Raw genomic sequence first — 23,652 nt, 5'->3', positions numbered from 1 at the left:
GATGATATCTTCGCCTTCACCGGAAAGGACAGTCGTCCTGACCAGCGAGACTTCGGGGCTGATGGTGATGCTGTCGGCGTCGTAGCCGCCCAGGATGATGATGCCGTCCATCAGGTCGCTGTACAGGGCCGCATCGCTGTTGATGGTGCCGAAGAATTCAATGCGCCCGCCTTCGGGATCCACGCTGGCCTGGTCGTATTGATTAACCACCTGGTCATAAATGGTATGCGTGGTAAAGGTAGTAGTATCCACATCCTGGTCGACCATGATGATCAGGTACTGACCGGCTTCGATCACGCTGCCCTCCGGCAGCAGCACCGCGTCGCCGCCTCTCAGCGTCACGCTGGTGTCGGAATGCACCACGATGCCGGGATTGATCTGCAGGTAATCGGAAGCGGAGGCATCAAAAGCGATGTCCGCGCTGTATTCGCCGCTGTAGCCTAACTGCAGCGTGCCGCTTGTACCGCTCTGCGCGACCTGCTGGACTTCCTGCGTGCCTTCGGCGCCGTTGATGATAGTGCTGATGATGATCTCGCCGTCAAAGCCCGCGCCGATGGCGCTGATCAGTTCGTCCACGTCGCCGGCGTTGTTGAAGGTGATCGTCCACGGGCCGCCGTCCGGGCCCATGACCGTCACGCCGCCCAGCGCCGCGATGGCATTGATGCTATTCAGCAGCGCCTGCACATCATCGGCCGAATCGGCCGCGGTCAGTACGATCTCCAGCGGCGAGGTGATGCTTTCGTTGATCACCAGCGGGCTGGTGGTGGTGATGTAGATCGGCCCGTTGGATGAAACGCCGTCCATCTCGCTGACGCTGCCGGTTTCCATCTTGCCGTGGTTCACCAGGTAGATGCCCTGCGCGCCGCCGGAGAACCCTTCCAGGTAACCGACGTTCGAGATGATTGGGTTGTCTTCTTCGCCGATGCCGCCGCCCGCGTAGAGCTGGGTCTTGCCGGAGATGATGTTCTCGCCGTCCGGATTGGCGTTCAGGATGCTGGCCGGGCTCATCAGGTAGGCAATACCGTCCACTGTGCTGACCGTGTATAGGTACAGGTTCCCAACCGTCTCAATGACATGCGTGTTGGTGTACGAGCTGGAGGTAAAGGCGCTGTCGGAAGCAGCTCCGGGGTCTGCATCGCGGTCGCGGGCCGAATCGATATCAATATCGTTGCCCGAAACGCCGATGGACAGGTACAGGGATTCCAGATAAATGCTGTTGCCCAAAATATCCGCCGCCGGGAAGCTGCTCAGGTCGTAGCCGTCGAACTGTCCATCATATATCGCGTTGACCGACTTCAGGTACACGTCGCCGTTGGCAGAGACGACCTTGTTTACGTACAGCGAACCGGCCGTCTCTCTCAGGAAGATATCGCCCTGCGCCAGCGCGTTTAAGACGCTGGTGCCGGTCAGGTCGAGGTCCAGGAAGTTATCCAAACTGCCGATATCGCCAGAGGCTTCCAGGTTGATCCCCAACGCGGCAATGTTGGCGAAATCGCTGCCCACGCCGTCCAGGATGGAGCCGTCCTCGGCCACCAGGTGCAGGTGGCTTTCCGAATAGATATTCAGTACGTTGATATCGCCGCTGGTTTCGTGAATGTAAATGCCGTCGCGGGCTGAGGCTTTCAGGGTCGCGCCGTCATACAAGTTGATCAGTAGCGGTGTGCCGCATCCGATGGTGTAGAGCGCGTTCAGCGCCTCTTCCACTTCTTCCGCGCTGGCGTCGGCCGGCAGGAGCTCGCTGTAATCGCCGTTGTATTCCAGGCGGAAGCCCAAGCCGGAGCCGTCGGTGCTGATGAGCTGTACCTCGTAGCTGGAGGCTGTGCCGTTGTTGACCACGCTGACCAGCAGGCTGTCCACCAGCGAATCTACGTACAGGCTTTGGAAGGTTTCGAAGTCGCCGTAGTTGTTGAAAGTAATGGTCCAGGGGCCGCCGTCCGCGCCGGTCACGCTGACCGCGCCGGTGCCGATCGAACCGGAGGAGGCTTCCAGCACCAGGTTGCCGCTGATGATGTTGATCTCGCCCGCGCCAGCCGCATTGTAGATGGCCTTGTCGGTCTTGATGGAAACTTCGCCGCCTGCAACCACCTGATCGAGCTTGATGTCGTGGTCATCCGAGCCGATGAATGCGTTCACGCCGGCCTGAATGGAGATGGTGCCGGTAGCTTCGATATCCACGTCCTCGCGCAGGTCGACCGTCATCTTGACAGCGGTCTTGGAGGTATCGGTGATGTCCACGATCAGGTCGCCGGCCGCGTCGTAGAACTGGATGTCCTGCGATTCCGCGCTGGCCAGGATCACCTTTTGGTCATTGGTCAATCCATCCGCCACCGGCAGGTCGATTGACAGTGCTTCTTCCACCACGCCGATGCTGCCCGACACCACCAGTGTGATGTTCGCGCCGATGATGTTGGCTTCCTCATCCACCGGTGTGGTTTCGGTCGTACGCCGCAGCAGGGAGCTGGCCACGCTGTATAGCAGCTGGTCTTCGGTCCAGACTGCGCCGGGGAACTTGGCGGCCGGGTCGGCGACCGTGAAGTCCTCATCATAGCTATCGCCGTACGAACCAAATTCGCCATGCAATTGGCTGTATTCGTCGCGGCGTTTCTGCAACAGTGCGGCGATGGCTGCGTCGTCATAGCCCAACACTACGCGGTAATAATTTTCCTCATCCGCCCCCAGGAACAGCTGTTCTTCATCAAAGCTGCTGGGGTCGGCCTGTGAATTGCGGTACTTCCAATAGGTTTCGTACTGCTGCAGGTAGGCGTCGGTGGTTTCCTGAATGCTGATGGCTGCCGCGTCGGCATCCGTCAGGCCCAGAGAATTCCACAAAGCCACCAATTCAGCGTAAGTGCGCGGGTCAACCGTTTCAACGGTATTTCCATCCAGCAAATCGCCATTGACCACCCGTACGTAGACATTGCCAACCGACTCGATCTGGTTCAGGCGTAAGTCGCCGTCGCTTTCTGAGATGTAAACACCTCCCGGGCCGTAAGCCGAGAAAGTGTCGCCTTCTTCGTCGCCGGTATCGATCAGGATGGGGTTCGCCAGGCTGCCGATGGAGGAATAATCCGAGGTCAGGTTGATCAAACCGCCGCGCACGATCGAACCGGATGCCGTGCTCATCAGAATGTTGTGCAGCGCCTGGATGGTCACGTCCCCGTTGCCGGTACTGATAGTGCCCAACTTGATCGATCCGCTATCATCCAGTAAATTGATGTTACCGGAAACGGTTGTAGCGGAAATGGCGCCGATGGGCACTTCCGACACGTTGTCGGTCAAGTCGATGCGCAGCGGGCTGAGGCTGCCAATGCCGTCAAAGGCTGTCAGCAGGATATCGGTAGCAAAAATGGTCGCCGAAGATGAAACTTCGATGGAACCGCCGGTATTATTGCTTTCCTTATAAACATCGATGGTAACCGTGCCGGAGGTGTTGTCGATCGAACCATTGACGATCACGTCGCCATTAGATGTAACTGAGATCGTGCCCTGGTCCTGGCCGATAAATTCGATGCTGATGGGGTAATCCGCTTCGATGCTGTGGCGGTGAATATCCTGGTAACCGGTCGTCCAAACCTGGGTGTAGTAGTAGGTGCAGGTGCCGTACCATTTGCAGCTCTTGTCCCAATCTTCCAGGATCAGCGTGCGTGCTTCCGTGGTATAGCGTGTGTAGTCGTATGTATAGGTATCGGTCTCGGCGGTGTCGATGTAATAGAAGTCACCCGGCAGCTTGGCGAGCGCGTCTTTGACCTCGGTGTCTTTGGTGTAATCGTCACCGGGATCTTTCGCGAAAGCGTCGATTCCGCACCAGGAGGATTTCTTGTAGACGTAGGTCTCGATCACAGTGTAATCCATGCCCGTCATCCAGCTATAGCGCCAGCCGTTCATGGGGGTATAAGTCGCCGTGCGGCCTGAGTTGACTGTGATAGTCGGGGTGGTATCGCCGGCATGGATCTGGGTGATGCTGATCGCGCCATCGATACGCTGGATGGTAGTGGTGATGGCGTTGCCGTCGTCATCCGTGAAGGACAGATCGGTGATCACCAGTGTACCGGGTTCGCCATTGCCGGCATTCAATTCGTTGGTGACCAGCGTGAAGCTGGACTGGTTGACGATGGTGATGGTGCCGTAATTATCCAGTACATTAATCTTGCCGGAACCCGTGCTGAGGATGCGCCCATATAAGGAAACGTAACCGCCATTGATCTCGACATCTTCCAGTTCAATGCGGTCAAGTTCCGCGTTGTAGAATGTCTTGATATTGCCTGAAACGGATTCCAGTTCGTAATAATAGCTGTTGTTGTTCAACGCGTCCGGGTCGTTGCCCCTGCTCATCTGGGCAATGCGGGAAGCCTTGATCTCCGCAATTTCAGTGGATACGGTGGTCGGAATGTTGAGGGTGTATTCCGCGATGCCGCTTTGTACGACGCCGTTGATATTGAGGATGTTAGCACTCAGGCAAACCATGCCGGAAGCGATAATGCCTTGTCCGGTGGATCTGGTGCGGCTAATCTCGATGGCAGCGTTGATCTGGTTGATAATCGATTGCAGTACTTTTACACCATCAATTTCCCAATTCCAAATGGGGGAATCCGGATAGTCAATCTTAATGCCCTGAGTGATTCTGGCAACCGCGTTCCACTGGCCCGAGGGGGTGGTGCCGGTACTGTACCAGGAATCGGAGTAGGACTGCATGAAGGAACCGTCGTTGGCGGTGATGTTGACCGAACCGCCTACTTCAATGTTGCCTTTGACTACGATGTTTCCGGCTTCGCTGGTCACGTTCAACACACCTGTGGCGCTTTCATTGGAAATATCGCCGTAGAATTCGATGTCCGGTGAATGGTGGACGCTCAGGTCCGCGTATTGCGGGTCACCTGCGTCGAAATGACTGTTGATGGTAATGGTCGGCGCGGTGTTATCGCCGGTGATCAGATCGAAATCCACCGTTGTCGCGCCATCGGGCAGCTTGTCGGTCAAGTTCAGGCTGGTGATATCCGCGTTAGTGGAAACGGATACGCCGTTCAACAAAACCTGAGCGCCTTCTTCTGCCGGGATGGTGATGTCGTTGATGCGCAGGTAGTTGGAAGTGTAGTTCTCAATGACCACTTCCGTGTCGCCCGGCGCTTCCAGGTTGCCCGTACCGATCAAATAATCGCCGCGGATGTTGATGGTGCCGGATTGCGCCCAGATGTCGTTCAGTTCGATGATCCAGATCTCCGAACCTTCCTCGATGTAATCGCCGTTGGAATCTTCCAAACCCAGTGAGGCCAGGATGGAGCGGATGCGTGTGATCTCATTTTCGTAAGCTGCCTTGGCGGTGGAATCACCGCTGTAGATCGCCAGCAGCTCCTTCAGGTTGTTCAGTTCTGCGATCAGGCTGTCCGGCAGGAATTCGATCTTGCGTGTATAGGTAATGCCGTCCGAAACCACGATGTGGTCCACATCGCCGTTCTCGTCGGCATAGATGGTCACGTATTGTTTGTTGCGGATGCTGACGCGCAGCGTGCCGTTAATCTCCACTCCGGCGTAGACTTCCACGGTGGTATCCTGATTCTTCATGTCGGCTGAAATGCCATCGCTGCCAAATAAACTGTCGATGCCGTCAGCCAGTGCATCACCCAACTCAGATACCCAATCTTTTCCGCTGGCAAAACCATACGGAAGGGATTTACCGTAACGTTGGGCGATCACGTTGATATCGCGCACGCTCTCCATCAACACGCCTGATTCCACCGTGATGGTGTTATAGATGTAGATCTCCGCTTTGGCGTCCGCGTCGGTCACGCACACTGCCGTGCCGTTCCAGATGTCGGTGCTGGTGGAGATCTGGAAGTCGTAATAAGCGCCGGCCGCGTTCTGGCCTGCCAGCAGGTTGATGTCGCCTTCCGCGAAGAAGGTCGCGCCCGAACCCACCGTAACCAGTTCATCCGCGTGCGTGCGTGCGATGGCGTCGCCAATAGCCACGCCGGCTACACCGTAGGTGCGCGCGTATGCCTCGCCGTCGAAGAAGGCAAAGGAAACGGTTGCCAGGGTGATGTCGCCCGCGCTGGTGAAGTCCACGTCGCCTACGGTCACCTTGGATTCGTTGGTATCGTTGATCAGGTAAGAGGTCACGCCCGCGCCGACGATCACGCCGCCGGTGTCCAGTTTGACACGGTCATACAGCCAAAGGTAATTGGTGGTAGCCAGGAGGATGGTGCCCGCGTTGCCGTATGCGTCTTCCAGAACGGTGAAAGCGGTATTGTCGCCGATATTCACCTGGGTGGAATTATCAACATACGTCTTGCTTTCCGCCGCGTTGCCTTCGATCACACCGCCGGCGCCGGCTTTGATGTTGTAGATGGTTTCGTCGTCGTCATCCAGCATCTCGTTCTTATAGATGTAGTTGTAAACGTCAATGGTGATGTCTTCAGCTGTGATATCCACACCCGTGCCGACATTGCCTCTGACCACAGCGTCTACGTAGTTGTACGCCCACGCGCCGCTGAAACCCACCGCCGAAGCATGCGTGGTGTCGGCTTTGGAGTTGAAGTCCGCGATATGGGTGACGGTCATGTAGAAATCACCCACGTTGATGGCCGCATCGCCGGGGCTGTTCTGGATGATGGCGCGTGTGACGCTGTTGTTATCGGTGGTCGATTTGGCGGCCGCGCCGGAAATCAAACCGCCGCTGCCGGAGAAGGATTCCGCGTAGTTTTCGTCGCTGCCATAGGCCGAGATGTACAAGCCATCGGCTGTTACGCTGACGTCTGAGCCCAAGATTGCGTTGGTGGTGGCGTTGGAGGTCACTTTGGCCACGTTACCGCCGGCCGCGATAATGCCGCCCCATTTACCGCTGGAGTATGCGTATGTCTGGCTGTTATTGATGGCCGCTACCAGCATATTACCGATCAGGTTGAAAACACTGTTATCCAGGATCGTGCTCTGCACGGTGCTGTTGTTGGTGATGGTGCTGGTGGTGGCATAGACGCCGATCAACGCACCGCCGGCCGCGGAAGAATCCGCTACAGCCGAGCAGTAGCGTCCGTCCTCATCGGTGCAGTCGCCTTCCGGATAGGAGAGCGAAGCGCCCACGGTCAGGTCGCCCGTTTCTACCATAACCGTGCCGTGTTGGCCGCTGGCGTAGGTCATGGGTGTGTTCGGGTTCAGATAAAGCGTCAGGCCGTTGGTGGAAATTGAAGAGATCAGGTATTCGCCGTCGTTGTTTTCCGTGCCTGAGATCGTGATCCATTCACCTGCCGAGAAACCATCGTCGATCCAACTGCCGCTGTCGCGCACAATGGTGTTCTTGTCGCTGCTTTCGTTGTACCCAAAGGTCAGGGTCGGATCATTGGAAATGGTGCGCACCGAATCGGTGGTGATCACCAGATCGCTGCTGGTTTCAGCCGTGAATTGGATATCCGTGGTCAGATAAATGACATCATCCGAAATCGACAGGATATAGAAATCGCCATTGTTGTCCGCGGTTGAACCGGAGAGGGTAATGGCATCGCCCACTGCAAAACCGTCGTCCTCCCACAAGCCGCTGGAACGCGTGATTTTGTTCAGCTCATTGGTATCGTCATATTCCAGCGTTAAGCTGGGGCTGCCGTCCAGGCTGCAGGAAACTTCCGCGACGATACCCACATTTGTCGCGGTTTCATCGTCGAACGGGTGATCCGTATCAACGTAAAGGATCCTGCCGTCCTCGGAGATGTCGATAATGGTGAAGCGGCCGTCGTTCGTACCGGTGCCTTCCATCAGGATAACATCGCCGATGGCAAAATTGTCGTCCAGCCAGCTGCCGGAATCGCGGATGATGCGGTTCTCGCCGGTGCTTTCGTTGTTGTCAAAGGTCAGGTTGGGGTTGCCGCTCATATCGTGCCCGGCGGTGATACTGGCTGATGTCCCGATGAAGGATGTGATGCTGGGCTCGATCAAGACTTCCGCTTCCGATACACCCACCGCCACACCGCCGGCCGAAACACCGTTGGCGTAGGCTTCGGCATTGATGGTCGCTGTAGCGGAAATATCAATGTCGTTGGAAATATAAACGGTGGCTGAATTACCAATGGAGGTGGAAACAGTCGGTGAACTCTCCGCGTACGCTGAAGCGCCCGCGCCGGCCAGGATCCCGCCGGCTACCGCGTTGGCGTCCGATTTGGCATAGCTGGTGGCGTCGGCGTTCACATACAGGTAATCGGCGTTGGTGATGTTTCCGTCCATGTGCGCCTTCGTAACGCCGATGACGTCTTCCGCATCCAATGCGGTCAGGTCGATGGCCGATCCGCCTGAAGTGGTCGACAATTTCAAGGTCTTTGCGCCGGTTACGATCACGTAATATGTCCAACCATTCACCAGCCCGCCCACATTTTGGCCGCCCGCTCCGTAATAGACGATTTTCTGGCCATTGGAAAATCCGTGGTTGGTACTGAAGGTCAGGGTGTCGGTGCTGCTGTTGACATTGCCGACCGGGTCGAATTCTACGCGGATGGTGTCGGTATCGTCGATATCGTCGCTGTCCTCGGTGGAATTCAGGCTGTGATTGGTCGCGCCATTCGCGGTCGCGTCCGCCAGGCTGGCGCCAATGGCGATACCGCCGCCGATAATACCGTCCGACTCCGCGTAAGCGTCGTTATAAGCCAAAGCCAGGATCTGGATGGTCCCGTCGATGGCTTCCAAAGTTGAGCCGATGTCTACGCCTGCTTCCACGCTGGCGTTGGCCACCGAAGTGGCGTCCGCGCCGTTTCCGCCGATCAGAGCGCCGCCGGGAGCGGAAGCATGCGTGGTCGCCTGGTTGCCGGAAATTTCGCTGCCGTCCGCGTTGCGGTTGTGCAGAGCCTTGATGGCGATGCCGCCGTCGGCCGTAATATTGGATGTGCCGCTGATGGTGGCTTTCACCGTCGGGCTGACGGTGGCGTCCGCCAGGGACACACCCACGGTCACACCGCCGCCGGCCACGCCCAGGGCTTCCGCTTCAGCCGTGCAATCCGAGAAAGCCTCAATCAGTAATTCACCGCTCAGGGTTACCGTTCCGTCGCTGATATATGCTTCCAGAGTAGGTGAAGCGGTCGCATCCGCGTCCGCGCCCGCGCCGGTGACAATGCCGCCGGCCACCGCTAAAGCATTCGCGTAAGCGATATTGACCGAGTCGACCAGGATAGTCAGGTTGGCCGCGCCGTCGCCCGTACCCGTGCTGTCAGCGATCGTGCCGCTGAAATAAGCTTTGAAAGTCCCATTGGTGGTGGCGTCTGCCAGGCTGGCGCCCACGGCCACGCCGCCGCCGATAATGCCGTCCGATTCGGCGTAAGCGTTGTTATAAGCCAAAGCCAGGATCTGGATGTTCGCGCCGATGGCTTCCAGCGTCACACTCGAGTTCACGGCCGCTTCCAGGCTGGCGTTGGCTATCGAAGTAGCGTCCGCGCCGTTGCCGCCGATCAAAGCGCCGCCGGGAGCGGAAGCATGCGTCCAGGCTTTGTTGCCGGAAATTTCGCTGCCGTCTGCGTTGCGGTTATGCAGCGCCCGCAGGATGATACCGCCGTCGGCGGTAATATGAGATGTACCGCTGATGTTCGCCTTCACCACCGGGCTGACGGTGGCGTCCGCCAAAGACACACCCACGGTCACACCGCCGCCGGCCACGCCCAGAGCGTCCGCTTCCGCCAGGGAATCCGAGAAAGCCTGGATCAGCAGTTCATCGCTCAGATAAACCGCGCCGTCGCTGATGGTTGCTTCCAGGGTAGGTGAAGCGGTTGCGGTTGCGTCCGCGCCGGCCCCGGCAACAATGCCGCCGGCCACCGCTAAAGCGTCCGCGTAAGCTTCGTTGACGGAATTGACCAGGATGGTCAGGTTGGCCGCGCCGTCGCCCGTTCCGCTGCTGTCAGCGATCGTGCCACTGAAGTAGGACTTGAATACGCCGTTGGTGGTGGCATCCGCCAGACTGGCGCCCACGGCCAAACCGCCGCCGGCAATACCCAGCGAACCCGCGTCCGCTTTGCTGTATGCATAGGTGAGGATATTAATATCCGTTAGCGCTTGTATGCGTGTGGTCGTGCTGATATAGGTGTCGATCAGAGGCGAGACAATCGCATCCGCATCTGCGCCCGTTCCGCCGATGAGTGAACCGGTTGGGGCTAATGCCCAGGCTTTGGCTTGTTTAGCGCTGGCCGAGTGGTCATCCTCCACGTTGAATCTTGATTCAACCTGAATGCTGCCGCCCGAAGAGATCACGCTGTTTGTAGCAATGTACGTGTCCATATCCGGGGTGAGATAGGCCTTTGCCAGCGCCACCCCTACCGAACCGTAGATACCGCCCGCGGCGCCTACGCTGTCCGCTTTGGCGTCCGCCTGGCAGTCGTTCAATACCAGAATATTATGTTTGATTTTCAGTTTGGCTTTGCCAATGTAAGCGCTCAGTGTGGGTTTGATGTCCACTTTGGCGTCGCTGCCCGCACCGGAAACCAAACCGGCCGCTACCGCGATAGCATTGGAGGAACCCAGTAGGTCGGCCAATACTTTGACCAGCAAATTGCCGACATCCTCGCCGTCTGTTTGTCCGGCCTGGGCGGTATCGTTTACAGAGGCGGTCACGCTGCCTTCGGAAATGGCATAGGCCACCGAAGCGCCTGCCGCGCCCATACCCACCGCGCCGCCGATGGACTGGGCGCTGAAGTCCTGGTCCAATCTGGCGATGACGCTAACGTCATCCGCGCTGATGATCTCCGTGCCGCTTTCAATCGTGGATAGAACGGTGCTGGTGTCTTTGATGATGACGACCTGCGCGCCTAAACCGACCATGCCCGCGGCACCGGCATAGGCATGCCCGTCCACGTCTTCATTTAAATAAGCAGTCAAAGCAATATCGCCATCGCTGTCGACCTTGGCCGCGCTCAGCGTACCGTTGATGGAAGTTTCGACATTCTCGTGCAGGCTGATGATGGTCACCGCGCCGCCCACACCGGCGTTGATGCTCAATCCGCCCGCGCCGCTTACGATTTGCATGTCGATCTTGTTCAGCGCATTCAAACTGATGTGCCGTCCGGCGTTGGTGGTGCCGGCGCTGCCGATCTTGGCTGTAGTACCGTTGGAAACGGTCGTATCGTTGACCGCCTTGGTCACGCTGTTGGTGAAGCTGTGCAGCACGCCGCTGGCATCCGCCGTAGTCAGCGGGGAAATGTCGATGGCGCTGCCGCCGGAAGTTGTGGATAACTGGATGATATCTCCATCCACGGAAATGACGTAATAGGTTTCGCCATTGGCCAATCCGCCGATGGGGTCTTCGCCGGAACTGCTGTAAACCACCGAGTCGCCCACCGCCAGCGAATGCCCGTCTTCCAGTGTAATGGTGTTGTTAGCATCGGACACGCTGTCGGTTGGGTCGAAGACGCCGTTGGCCGTCGCGTTGATCACGCGGTTGTTAGCTTGCTCGCCCACCAGGTCGATGGTCTTGTCGGGGATCTCGGTAATGGTATGGGTTTCGGCTGAAGCCGAAGCGGTCAGGTCGATGACTGTCGGGTTGAAAGCCACCGCTTCCGCGTGTGTTTCCGCCAATTGGATGGTGGTGTCATTTACCACGATGATGTAGTAGATGTTGCCTTCGGTCAAGCCGATGTCCGTGCCGCCATCGTTGCTGTAGGTAACTGCCTGGCCATTATAAAAGCCGTGATCGCTGCTGAAATTGATGGTATCTTCGCTGCTGTCCACACCCGAGGCGCTGTCGAAATCGACCGAAGCGATCGTATCGCCTTCCAGTCCGCTCACCATTTCCAAAATGTACTGCAGCAATGAATTGCTGTCGACCAATTCGTAGATCGAGCCGTAAGCCGGATCTTCGTCGTCATCTTCATCTTTAGCCTGCAGGCTGTCGATGGCATCCGAATCCAGGTTGCCGCCGATCGACCACACGTCCACCGCGCCGGCAATACCGATCTGGCCGACCGCCACGCTGATGGCGTAGCTTTCCACGTACTTGTCCGCGATGGCGTTGATGTCGATATCCTGTTTGGCTTGCACGGTTGCGCCGTTGGCGATCAGGGCCGAGGTGTCGTTCTTGATGATGCCCACGTCCACACCGCCGGTGATGCCGCCGCCTACCACCAGCACGCCGGCCACCACGAATACATCCACATCGTCGCGAGCTGAAATATTGACGCGTTGGTTGCTAGCTGCGCCGCTGACGCTGCCGTTGATGATTGCCAGTGGGCCGATGAAGGCCAATGTATCCGCGTCGATGACCTCAACGCTTACCGCGCCGGCGATCATGCCGCCGCCGCTGTAATTGCCGCTGGCGATCACAGCAAACACATCTTCGACCGAATAAGCCTGGATGGATAAACCGTGAATATCTTCGAAATAATAATTGCCGTCCTCATCCTGGTAACTGCCGGAAACGTCCGCCGCGCCGGAAGGAACCGAGAGGGTCGCGCTGCTGTTGCCGCGCGCGTTGAGAGTCGTGTTCGCGCCGATGTATGCCTGCGTATCCTTGTCGATCAAGGTCACACCGATTGAAGCACCCAGACCGCCGCCGGTGACACTGGCCGATCCGGCGATGATGTCGGTGTCGGTAATATCGTTGGCTTCGACGGCGACATTGCCATCTGCGTCCACAAAGGCACGTTGCCCAATGGACGCATGCGTCAAGCTGGTGATTTCTACTACGGATACCGCGCCGGAGAGTGTTCCGCCACCGCCGGCCGCACTGATCGAGATGGACAGGATATCTTCGCTGGTGTAAGCCCGTACCAGGATGTCGCCCTCGACGTATACAATGGCGTCGTCGTTAATGTAAGCCTTGGTTTCGTAATCCAAAACGGTTACGTGCGCGCCCGGGCCGATGCCGGCCGCGCCGATCGCCAGCGAACCGGCCACGCCCATCTGGTAATGGTCGCTGCCCGCCGCCACCAACAGGGATTGATCGCTGCTCGGGTTGGTTACGTTGGTGTTGATGGCCGCGCCGTCGTTGATATATGCCAGTGTGGAAACGTCCAAAACAGCTACAGCTGCGGAGAGTTCGATACCCGCGCCGACGATGCCGGCCGCCCCGCCCACCGCGATCATTTCAATGTCGTCGCGGTTGATGGCCGTGACGGCAATACCCTTGATCGTGGTGCTTGTGGGTGTGGATTGCCGGCTGCGGATGATGGACTCGTCGTTGGCTTCGTTATTTTCAATATCCGGTGCGGTGATGTCGGTCTCGTCGTCATCTTCGGGGTTGTAAACAACCTCGAATCCGCCGTCTGCCACTGTGATGGCGTTCGCGTTGCCTTCGGCGTCCACAACGGCTGACAGGCTGATGTATGCTTCTACATTTTTATTGATGGTCACTACAACGACTGAAGCGCCTACTCCCACGCCCTCGCCGGTGATCGCCACGTCTCCGGCGATCAAATCCACGCCGGTCTTGCTGTCTGCGCTCACGGCGATGTTGCCGCCGGCGTATACGGTAGCCATACTGGCGATATAGGAGAATACGTCAATATCATAAACGTGTACGTTGGATGAACCGGCAATGCTGGCGCCTTCGGCCGCGAACGCAATGGTTGCGGAAACACCCAGCACCGTCTCGCTGGAAACCGCGCGCACTTTCACATTCTCGGCTGCCCGAACAACGGCGCCGGTGTCGATATACGCTTCAGTATCCTTTTCAATGGTGGTGACATCCACACCCGCCCCGATGCCGAGGCCTTCGATGGCAATGCCCAAGCCGCCCGCGCCGATATCCAGGTCGGTATCGTCGGAGGCGAATACAAGCACGCCCTGGCCGCTGCCGATCAAGTAGGTAAAGGAATCGGTTTGAGCGCCAGACGCGCTGCTGAGAGTCAGGATGCCGGTGCCGTTCAGCGCGTGCGCGCGCGTATCGGCCAGATAGATCGTGGTCGCGTCCAACGGATCGACGATGATGTAATAGGTTGCCCCATCCGTTAACCCGATATCTTCCGCGCCGCCGCTGTGATATACCACCGCGTCGCCGGTGTGGAAGTCCTGCCCGCTGCCCAGATCGATACTATTATCGCCCGCGTCCACTGCCGTGGAAGCATCGAAACCGGAAGTAAAAATATTGACTGCGTTGATGAGCGCGCCCGCGCCGATGTACGCCAGGGTGGTCTCATCCAGCGTCGTCACGACCACTGAACCGCCGCCAGCCAGATTCTGTGCGCCCGCGCCGCCCGCGGCCACGCTGAGGATATCTTCGAAAGAAACCGCCAGCACGCCCACGCCCTTGAAACTCACTGTTTCCAGGTTGCCGTCGTCATCCCGGTCACCAGAGTTCACCATCACCGGACCTTGATTGCCCAGCGCGTTCACGTGCACGTTGGAACCCAGGTAAGCTTCGGTGGTGCTGTCCGTGATCACGATCGAGGTCGCCAGGCCAATCGCGCCGTTCTGCGCGATCGCCACACCGCCCGCGATGGTGGTGATGTCCACTTCATCTACTGCCGACACGATCACGCTGCCGTCCGCGATGACGTCCAGCAAACCGTCGATAAAGGCGCTGGTGGTGGTGTAGATGGTGTTGGTAGAGGCTGAACCCGCGCCGGCTGCCTTGTTGGCAAAACCGCCGCCAGCCGCAATGCTGATAATGACCGATTTTTGCTCGGCATCCAGGATCAGGTTGCCGTCGATTACATAAATATCCGTCCCGTAGACACTGGCTGTAACGGTATCGTCAATTTCGTTGTACGCGACCGAAAGACCCACGCCCAGCCCCTTGGTGGAAACGCCCACCGAGCCGGCAACGGCCGTGATGTCCGGATCATTGGAAGCAGTCAGGTGCACGTCGCCGGTGCTGACGATGCCGTCGGCCTTCTGGCCGGAAATGATCGTGCCGATCTCATTATCGATCATCGAAACCGCCACAGAAATAGCCGGGGCCATTTCGCCTTTGGCAACCGCGACCGCCACCGCTACCGAAACGATGTTCGGATTGGAGATGGCATTCAAAACAAGGACATCGCCCGTGCTGATGTCGGAATCCATGATGCCGCTCTGGATCTGGCTGTCGATCAGGTCTACCGCCACGGAAGCGCCCAAACCGAGCGCCTTGCCGCCGTATGCCACTGCGCCGGCCACCGCTACGATCTGCGAGTTGTCGTGGGCGGAAATGGAAGCGGAGCCATCGGTGGTTACGTCCGATTGGTTGAGCACAAATGCCATCGCCACGTCATTGATCTGGTTGACCGTCACCGAACCGGCAATACCCGGCCCGTTGGCCACACCCGTCAGGCTGGCCGCCACCCCCACGATGTCCGCGTCGTTCAGCGCGTCCAGGGTCAGATCGCCGCAAGCCAGGTTGGATTGGTTGATGATGGCCTTGGTGATCAAGTCCAACTCATTTACCGCGAAGGCGCCGGCCAAACCAAAGGAGGTTGAGCCTGCCGCGGTGAAGTTCAGCGCGACCGCGCCGCTGACGCCCACAACGGTGGACAGGTTGATCGCGTCGATATCCAAATCTTCCAGGGTAAGCGTCACGAAACTGACGATAGCCTGGGTGATGTCTTCAATGGTGTTGATGGTACCGCTGCCGGATAGCCCCACGCCGTACTTGCCGCCGCCGTTGGATGCTTCCGCGCCGGAGAGCGAAGCGCCGGTGTTCTGTTTGCTGATGATGGCGGCGGCGATTGAACCGGCTGCGATTAGGCCGTCATTCTTGGCAATCAGTTTGCTTTCGCCGCTGCCGGAGATCTCGCCTGAACCGACCGTCTCGCCCGCGGCCACGAAGAAGTGGCTGCTGCCGCTGGCATCGGAACCGTCCAGGTCGGAAATGGCAATGTCGTTGATGGCATTGTCATAGCTGGTGGCCAATTTGATGGTGGTGGTGCCGTCGTCGATCACGTAATACGTATGTCCGTTGGTTAGGCCGTCAATGCTGACGCCGCCGCCGTTGTAATAAATTACCGCGTCGCCGGTTTCAAAATTGTGTGCGTATCCCAGGTCAACCACATCGTCATCCACCGCTTCATCGGCCTGGAACACCGGCTGCCCGACGATCACCTGGGTATTGCGGTTGATCTCGTTGATGGAAGCCGAAACGCCGATGCCGACGCTCTTACCTTTGACGATGCCGCCGGTGATGGTATAGAGCCTTGATTCATCTTCCGCGCCGATCAAGGTGGTCAGGTTGGTGATGTAGATGTCGTCCTTCGGGTCGTCAGGATCCACGCCGGGGTCTACAGAGATGATGTTCTCATCGTCTTCGTCCACATCGCCGTCGCCGTCGCTGTCCAGGATCAGCGGAGTTTCTTCGATATAAACCGCGTAATCCGGAATCTGGAACAGACTGTCCTCGGTGCTGAACAGGCATTTATATTCTTTGGCGATTTCCAGATTGGTCTGGTAAACCGTGATAAGCGCGCCATCGTCCACCAATGCGTTGGTGACATTGTTGATGTTGACGTAAGCAAAGCTGCCATTGACCGCGATGGAGTCGGCCGCGCCGCCGGATTCCGCAATCACCACCGTGAAGGTGCGCAAATCCGCAATAACGATCAAGCCTTCAGCGTAAACCTGGGCCGAATCGGCGATGCGTGCGGTCACCACGTTGTTTTCTGTTAGCACCATGGCTGAGCCGCCGATGCCGGTGCCGCCGGAGGAAGTTCCGAAGAACTTGATGCCGATCACACCGGAAAGGTGCGCAGTTTCCACCAGGCTCTTGGCCTTGACTGTCACCGAACCGTGCGCGCCGATCTTGGCCAGACTGTGGGTCGTACCGATCAGCGTTTGGTTGGCCAGGTTGAGGGCGATGCCTGCTATGGCGTTGGCGTAGCTGCTGGCCAGTTGGATCTGGTCGGCTGCCAGGCCGTCGGTGATGACATAATAAACGTTTCCGAATTCCAGCGGGGATTGCGAGGTGTTACCGCCGTTGTTATAAACGACCGCGTCCCCGCTGCTCAGGCCGTGGCCGCTGCCCACTGTGATGGTATCGTCGGCCGCGTTAATGTCCGCGTCCGTGAACAGGTAATCCTGGTTGATCAGCGCGCCGTCCGCGATATACGCGTCCGAGGTCGTGTTCAATGTCAAAACGGACACCGAACCGGCAATGGAAGCCTTGGTGCCCTGTGCGTTGGTCTGTACGAAGGAGGTGAACAAGCCGTTTTGCATACCGAAATTGGTATTGATTTTATCGACGATGTCGCTGATGCCGTTCAGTTCCAGATACTGGATCTCATAAGGTAGATTGGCTTCCGCCAGTACTACGATATCGCCGCCGGCGATCACGGCTGCATCTTCGCCGATATACGCCAACGCGTTATTGGAATAGTTGCCGACCAGCACTGCCACCGCGACGGAATAATTCTTATTGTTGCGCGGGTTCTTCTTATCATTCTTGGAGTCTACGGTCGCCTTGGAGGATACCTCGATCATGTCATTGACATAGGCATTAACCGTAACCGCGCCGCCCGCGATCACCAGCGCGTCTTCGCGAATGGAGGCGCTGACATTGTTGTCGTGGTCGGTATAGGTCAGCGAAGCGCTGAAAGCCGGGGTGGCGCTGCCGCCCTGCCCCAGAGAGGGGAATTTCTTGCCGATGAAATCTTTGACCTTGGAAACGCCCGCTTTGTTCGCGATGGCGACCATGATCTTGCCGCCCAGACCGCTGCCGACACCGGCCGCCGAATTGACGTCATTTTTAATGGTGTTCAGGCTGGCCAGTACGTTGATGTCACCCGCCGCCCAGGCTAAACCGCCCAACTGTGCGTTCACGTCACAATCCAGGAAAGATAGCGCCAGGGTGATTCCCACCATGCCGTCTTCGTAAACGCCGGCGGTGGCCGAAACACTGACACTCTTATCGGCCTTGGCTTCCACCGTCAGGTCGTCGCCGGTGCGAATCACAACTGCGTCATACACATCCACAGTCGAGGTGATGGTGGCCTTGCCGATGGTGACGGTCACATCTACCGGTGAACCGACGCCTTTGCCGAAGTTATAGGTGGTTGCAGCTGCCTTCAGCGTGCCTTCCGCGTAGGAGGTCATCGTCACGGAATCAGTACCGCTGATGAAGCTCTCGGATGTCCCGGATTCCGTACCCACCGTGATGGTCGCGATGGCCTTGGTTTGCGCCCAAACGAACCCGATACCGGTGGAATACAGACGCACCTCAGAGGAAGACACCGCGTGCGCGTACAGGTCAATCGTGCTGCCGTCGATCACGACGCCGTTGCCCAGCGTGATGTCCGCCGTGGCTTCCGCAATGGAAACGCCCGCCAGGACGGTGATGCTGTCCAATTCATCGATGATCTTTTCAAGGATTCCTACTGCGGTGCTGTCGTCATCGAACAACACCGAGTTGTCCGCTTCTGAGGAAATGCTGACAGCTCCGCCTTTGAACACCACATTATCGCCCACCGTCACGTGCGTTTCCTGTTTGGCGATATTGACGAACAGAAACCCGGAGAAACCGGCGTTCTCGTAAGCGTCGATGGTAATACTGCCGGCGCTATATGCCGCGTTATCTACAATGGTCAATGTGATCGCGGAACCGCTGCTGTGCGGATCCAGGAAGGTGACCACGTCGCCGTTGGCATACCCAACGCCGATGGTGACCGGGATGACCGTGTAACCGCCTGCGCCGTCGCTGACCACATCCACCACCATGCCCGTGCCGCTGCCGGTTGAGGCATGTTGGTACGCCCGGCCTGCCGCGCTCCAGTCGTCCGGGCCGCTCGTGACCGTGAAGGTGGTGGTGTGCGCCAGGATCTGCGCGCCGTCGTGGATGGTGATCTCGGTGCAATCGAACAGGATGCTGCCGGAATTGCCGATCGAAGGATCGTTCAGGTGATCGCCTGTGGCAATATCCGCAATAAGCCGGGTGGAAATGACCACATTCTCCATAACTTCGATGAACTCGCAGTCGATCTCCAGGTCAAAACCGCCCAACAGCAGGTCGCCGACCACCTGCAAACTATCATCGCCGTCGCCGCCCTCGATGCTGGTGGAGCCGGAATAGGTGCCGCTGATGCTGATGGTGTCGTCCCCGCTGCCGCCCAGGAAGCATTCCATATTGGTGAAGGTATCCGTTTCGGATGAACCGACCGTAGCCGTGCCTTCGCCGAAATCGATATCCACATCAGCGCTGCGCGTGCTGTAATCCAGTGTGTCCGTGCCGCCCATACCGTCGATACTGTCATTGCCGGGCCCGCCGTTGAGGATGTTATTGCCGCTGCTGCCGATCAGGGTGTCGGCGCCGCTGCCGCCAATGGCGTTCTCAATGCTGCTGAACGTGTCGCTTTCAGAGCCAATAGTGCCGGTGCCGCTGCCCAGGTTGATGGTAACCGCCGCGCTGCGGGATGAGTAATCGATCGTATCGCTGCCGCTGCCGCCGTTGATGATGTCATCTCCCGCGCCGCCATCAATCACGTTATCGCCATCATTCCCCGCGATCACGTCATTGTAGGCGCTGCCGATCACGTTTTCAAAACCGCTCAGCGTGTCAAATTCCTGGAAAGCACTGCCGTCGTAAGCCGAGCAGGCTGTATTGCCGGCGCAGGCATACGGGGTGGTCAAGTTGGTTGAGCCGAGGTTGACCACCACAAAGGCCGTCAAATCGCTGAAGCTGACGGTGTCATTGCCCAACCCGCCTGCCAGCACATCTTCCCCGCTGCCGCCGTCCAGCAGATCGTTCCCATCCCCGCCATTCAGGGTATCGTCACCCGCGCTGCCGTACAGGGCATTATTGCCCGCGCTGCCGGTGATGGTATCGGCCATGGCCGTGCCGGTTACGTTCTCAATCCCGGAAATCTGCAGCTCCAGATTGGTGTTGACTGTTTGGATATCAGTAGATGAAAGGTCAATGGTGATTCCCAGCGTGGTTCCCGCTGAGAAGTCCAATTTATCCCGGCCGCCGCTGTCAGTAATTTGATCGCTGTCCAGGGCGCTGTCGGTGTCGAAGTAGTAGGTATCGTTGCCGTTGCCGCCGTTCAGGATGTTGTCCTGTTCGTCGCCCGTGATGCTGTCGCCAAAATCGCTGCCGGTCACATTTTCAAACCCGTCCAGTGTATCGCTGCCGGAATCCGAGCTGGAAGCTGTGCCGCTGGTCAGGTTGACGGTTACGCCGGCAAAGGTGTTTCCGCTGTAATCCACCGTGTCGCTGCCCAACCCGCCGATCAGGGTGTCCGTCCCCGGCCCGCCCGCGATGATGTTGTCGTTGTCGTCGCCGCTGATGCTGTCGTCGCCCGCCCCGCCGATCACATTCTCGATCGATCCGGCCGCTGCCAAAATAATATCCAGGTTGGCATTGACGGCCATCGTATCAGGAGAAACGACCGTCAGGTCAACGGTCAGGTTTGTGGAAGTTTCGCTGAAATCTAGTGTATCCGAGCCGGATTCATCGTAGAGCGTATCCGTGCCCAGGTCGCTGTCCGCGTCGAATGTGAAAATGTCATTCCCCGCTCCCCCATAAAGGGCATCATCGCCGCCCTCACCCGCCAGGGTGTCCGCGCCGTCTTCACCGAACAGGGTGTCGTTGCCGGCGCCGCCGCGCAGGATGTCGTTGCCTGCGCCGCCATACAGTATGTTCGCCGCGTCATCCCCGTCAATTTCGTCATCGAATTGGGTGCCTTCAACGTTCTCGATCTCGGAGAGGGTATCGTTGCCGCTGTCATCGCTGACCGCGGTACCCGCCCCCAAATCCACCTGTACAGGCCAATAGGTATTGGTACTGTAACTGGCTGTATCGTTGCCGGCACCGCCCACGATGATATCGTCACCCGGGCCGCCGATCAGGATGTTATCGCCCTCGTCTCCACGAATGGTGTCGTTGCCGCGCCCGCCCAGGACGTTGTCAATGCCGACCATTGCCAGTGTCAGGTTGATGCACACCACGAATTGAGCGTAGGTAGCATGTGCCTGGTCCGCCAGACTCATGTCCAGTGTGATGTCCATTTCCGTGGCGGAAAGGTCCAGCCAATCCAAACCGGCCGTGTCGGTGATGATGTCGCTGCCCAGTTCGTTATCCGCGTCGAAAGTATACGTATCGTTGCCAGCCGCGCCAATTAATGTATCGTTGCCGCCGCCGCCGATCAGGGTATCGTTCCCGCCGCGCCCGTCCAGGTAATCGTCCCCATCCCCGCCGTGCAGGATGTTGTCCAGGTCGTCGCCGTACAGATGGTCGTTGCCTTCGCCGCCGAACACGTCCGAGATATTGGAGATCGATAGGATATTTGTTGCGGTTCCGGCCGCCAAGTCCACGGTCACATCCCAGGTTACTTGGGAATAATCCAAACAATCCTCGCCCGTGCCGCCGTTGATGCTGCCGGTCAGCTCGCCGTTCTCTTCAAAGACAAACTCGTCGTCTCCCGCGCCGCCAACCAGGTTCTCGATCGATTGGAAGGGGGTGAGGTCGTCGATGGTGCCGCTATCCGTTCCGGTCAGGGTGAACAGCATGAATTCGTCGGAAGCGTAAACCGTGTCGCTGCCCAACCCGCCGTCCAGCATACCCGGCATGGAGCCGACGATGGTGTAAATTTCGTCCGTGCCGTAATCCTCATCCGTTGCCACGAAATAGAATTTATCGTTCAAGGTGCTGGCCGTCAGGTACTCAATGGAATAGAAAGTGATCCCGGTGAAATACCCGCAGCCTTCATCCGTCAGATAATAGTTCATGGCCAGGCTGGGGCCGTTCAGGCTGTCGTCTCCCGATCCACCGGTCAGGTCGCCGCTCAGGCTGCCCGCGCTTTCGATGGTGAAAGTATCGTTGTTTTCCCCGCCGGCCAGGCTTTCGATGGATGTGAAGGTGATGCCGTCGATGGTGCCGCTGTTCGCGCCGCTGAGCGTGAATACCGTCTCGTTATCCGAAGCGGTCAGGGTATCGTCCCCATTCCCGCCGTTGATGGTCCCGGCCAGGTCGCCCTCGTCAGCGAAAGTGAACGTGTCCGCGCCGCTGCTGCCGATCAGGTTCTCAATATCGGTAAATGCGATGTCCTCCAGAGTGCCGGCGTTTTCCGCGTTGATGACAAAATCGGCCGCGTTGGCCGCGCTGAGCGTATCCGTTCCACCGCGACCGTCGATAGTGACTGTTTCAAAATTCGAGAACGCCACGGATTGCAGGCTATTGCGGTAGATCAACGTGTCGTAGCTGAATTGTTCGGCGCTGCTGGTGCCCAGGACAGTCAGTGAATCATCATCGTCGCCGCCGTTGACAACCGCTGCCGAGCTGGAGGTACCGTACAAAACAACAGTGATCGTATCGTCGCCCGCCCCGCCGTTGATGGTGTCGCTGCCGCCGTTGCCGTTCAGTTCGTTATCTTCAGCTGAACCGGTGATGGTGTCGGCATAAACCGTGCCGATCACATTTTCGATGTCGGCGATCCCGCCGGTCCTGCTGGCCGTGCCGTTCAAATTGACCGTCACACCCGAGGTGAGCAAAGCGTAATTCAGCGTGTCCAGCCCCAACCCGCCGTCGATCGTACCGGAAATACTGCCGCTGTCGGTGAATTTGAATTCGTCCGCTTTCACGCCGCCCTGCAGGTTCTCGAATCCGCTGAAGGCCACACCGTTGACGGTGCCGCTATTGCTTTGGTAGATGTTGAACTCGGTCTCCAGGTCCGGGCCGGTCAGGGTGTCGGTTCCGCTCCCGCCCGCGATGGTAATGGATTCGATTTCTTCCACCTGCACAACCTGGTTGCCATTGCGCGTGATGGAGCCGTCATAGACAAAGGATTCATCCGCTGAAGTTCCCAGCACCGTGAGCGAATCATCGTCATCCCCGCCGCTGATGGAGACATTAATGGGGTCACTGCCCAACAAAGATAGTTGGATATCGTTTACATCTTCATTGCCGATCAAGATCACGTCGGCTGCGTTCTGCAGTGAAATGATTCCTACAAAATCAAACGTGTCCAGCTTGACCGTTCCGCTTGAATTGCTGATGGTGATATTTCCATTCAGCGTGGTGGTGTCTTCTTCAATACTTTTGAGGATAAGCGTTGAAGAAAATCCGTCGATCAGGATCGTCTCGCTGAAAGTGCCGCTCTTGATGTAGACCGTGTCGTCGTCCGGCATGCCGTTAGCTTTGACGTCATTGATAGCTGCCTGGATGGGGGTGGAAGAAACCGTGCAGTTGTCGTATCCGCTGCAATTAGTCATGTAATAATAGGTAATGCCGTTCCGCGTAAAGTACGGGTCCAGCAGCAGCGCGGATTGCGCGTCCTCTCCATCAGACTCGATGTCAATATTCACATCGCTTATTTCAGAGGGACTTTCGGAAATATCTTGTTCGTCGTTTTGAATAAGTTCATCTGAAGGTGTGCCCGCAAGCGGCGCTCCTTCGCAGCCGACTTCATCCAATGCGCTGTCGTCGGAATTTTCAGTGGGGTTTTCTACAGGATTCTCAACAATATTTTCCGTTGAGTTTATAGTCGTTTCGTCTTCTGGTGTTTCCGGTTCTTCTGTCTCCCCCGTGCTGGTTGTATCTAACTCGTCTGTTGAAGGGCTGCCGCTTACAGTATCATCCCCCTGCTCCTCCGCATTTGGTTCGGTACCTGCGCCCTCGTCTCCGCTGTCACAGGGAACCTGGACATTTTCAGGTTCTTCTACCGTTGGGGAATCATCTGCATAGATATTATCTATATTTGTTATCAGGATAGTCGCGAAAACGCAAAGCGCCAAAAGACATAGGACAATTGTAGATTTACAAATTGCCGCGGTTAATAACAGATGCGCAGAGTGATTTTTCAT

1 protein-coding gene (running past one end of the window) is annotated in these 23,652 nt (G+C 57.7%); it reads right to left on the bottom strand.

Annotated elements, in window-relative coordinates; genetic code table 11:
* Positions 1–23,652 carry the 5' portion of a M10 family metallopeptidase C-terminal domain-containing protein gene (locus Pelsub_RS15635; protein ID WP_158674974.1) on the bottom strand. It extends 22,338 nt beyond the left edge of the window, so the window shows 23,652 of its 45,990 coding nt (coding positions 1–23,652); its start codon is at positions 23,650–23,652; its stop codon lies off the left edge, out of view.

It is taken from the genome of Pelolinea submarina, assembly GCF_003966975.1.
In the GTDB taxonomy this organism is placed as follows: Bacteria; Chloroflexota; Anaerolineae; order Anaerolineales; family Anaerolineaceae; genus Pelolinea; species Pelolinea submarina.
The sequence above is the reverse complement of the archived record's forward strand: the minus strand, read 5'-3'. Positions and strand labels throughout refer to the sequence as shown.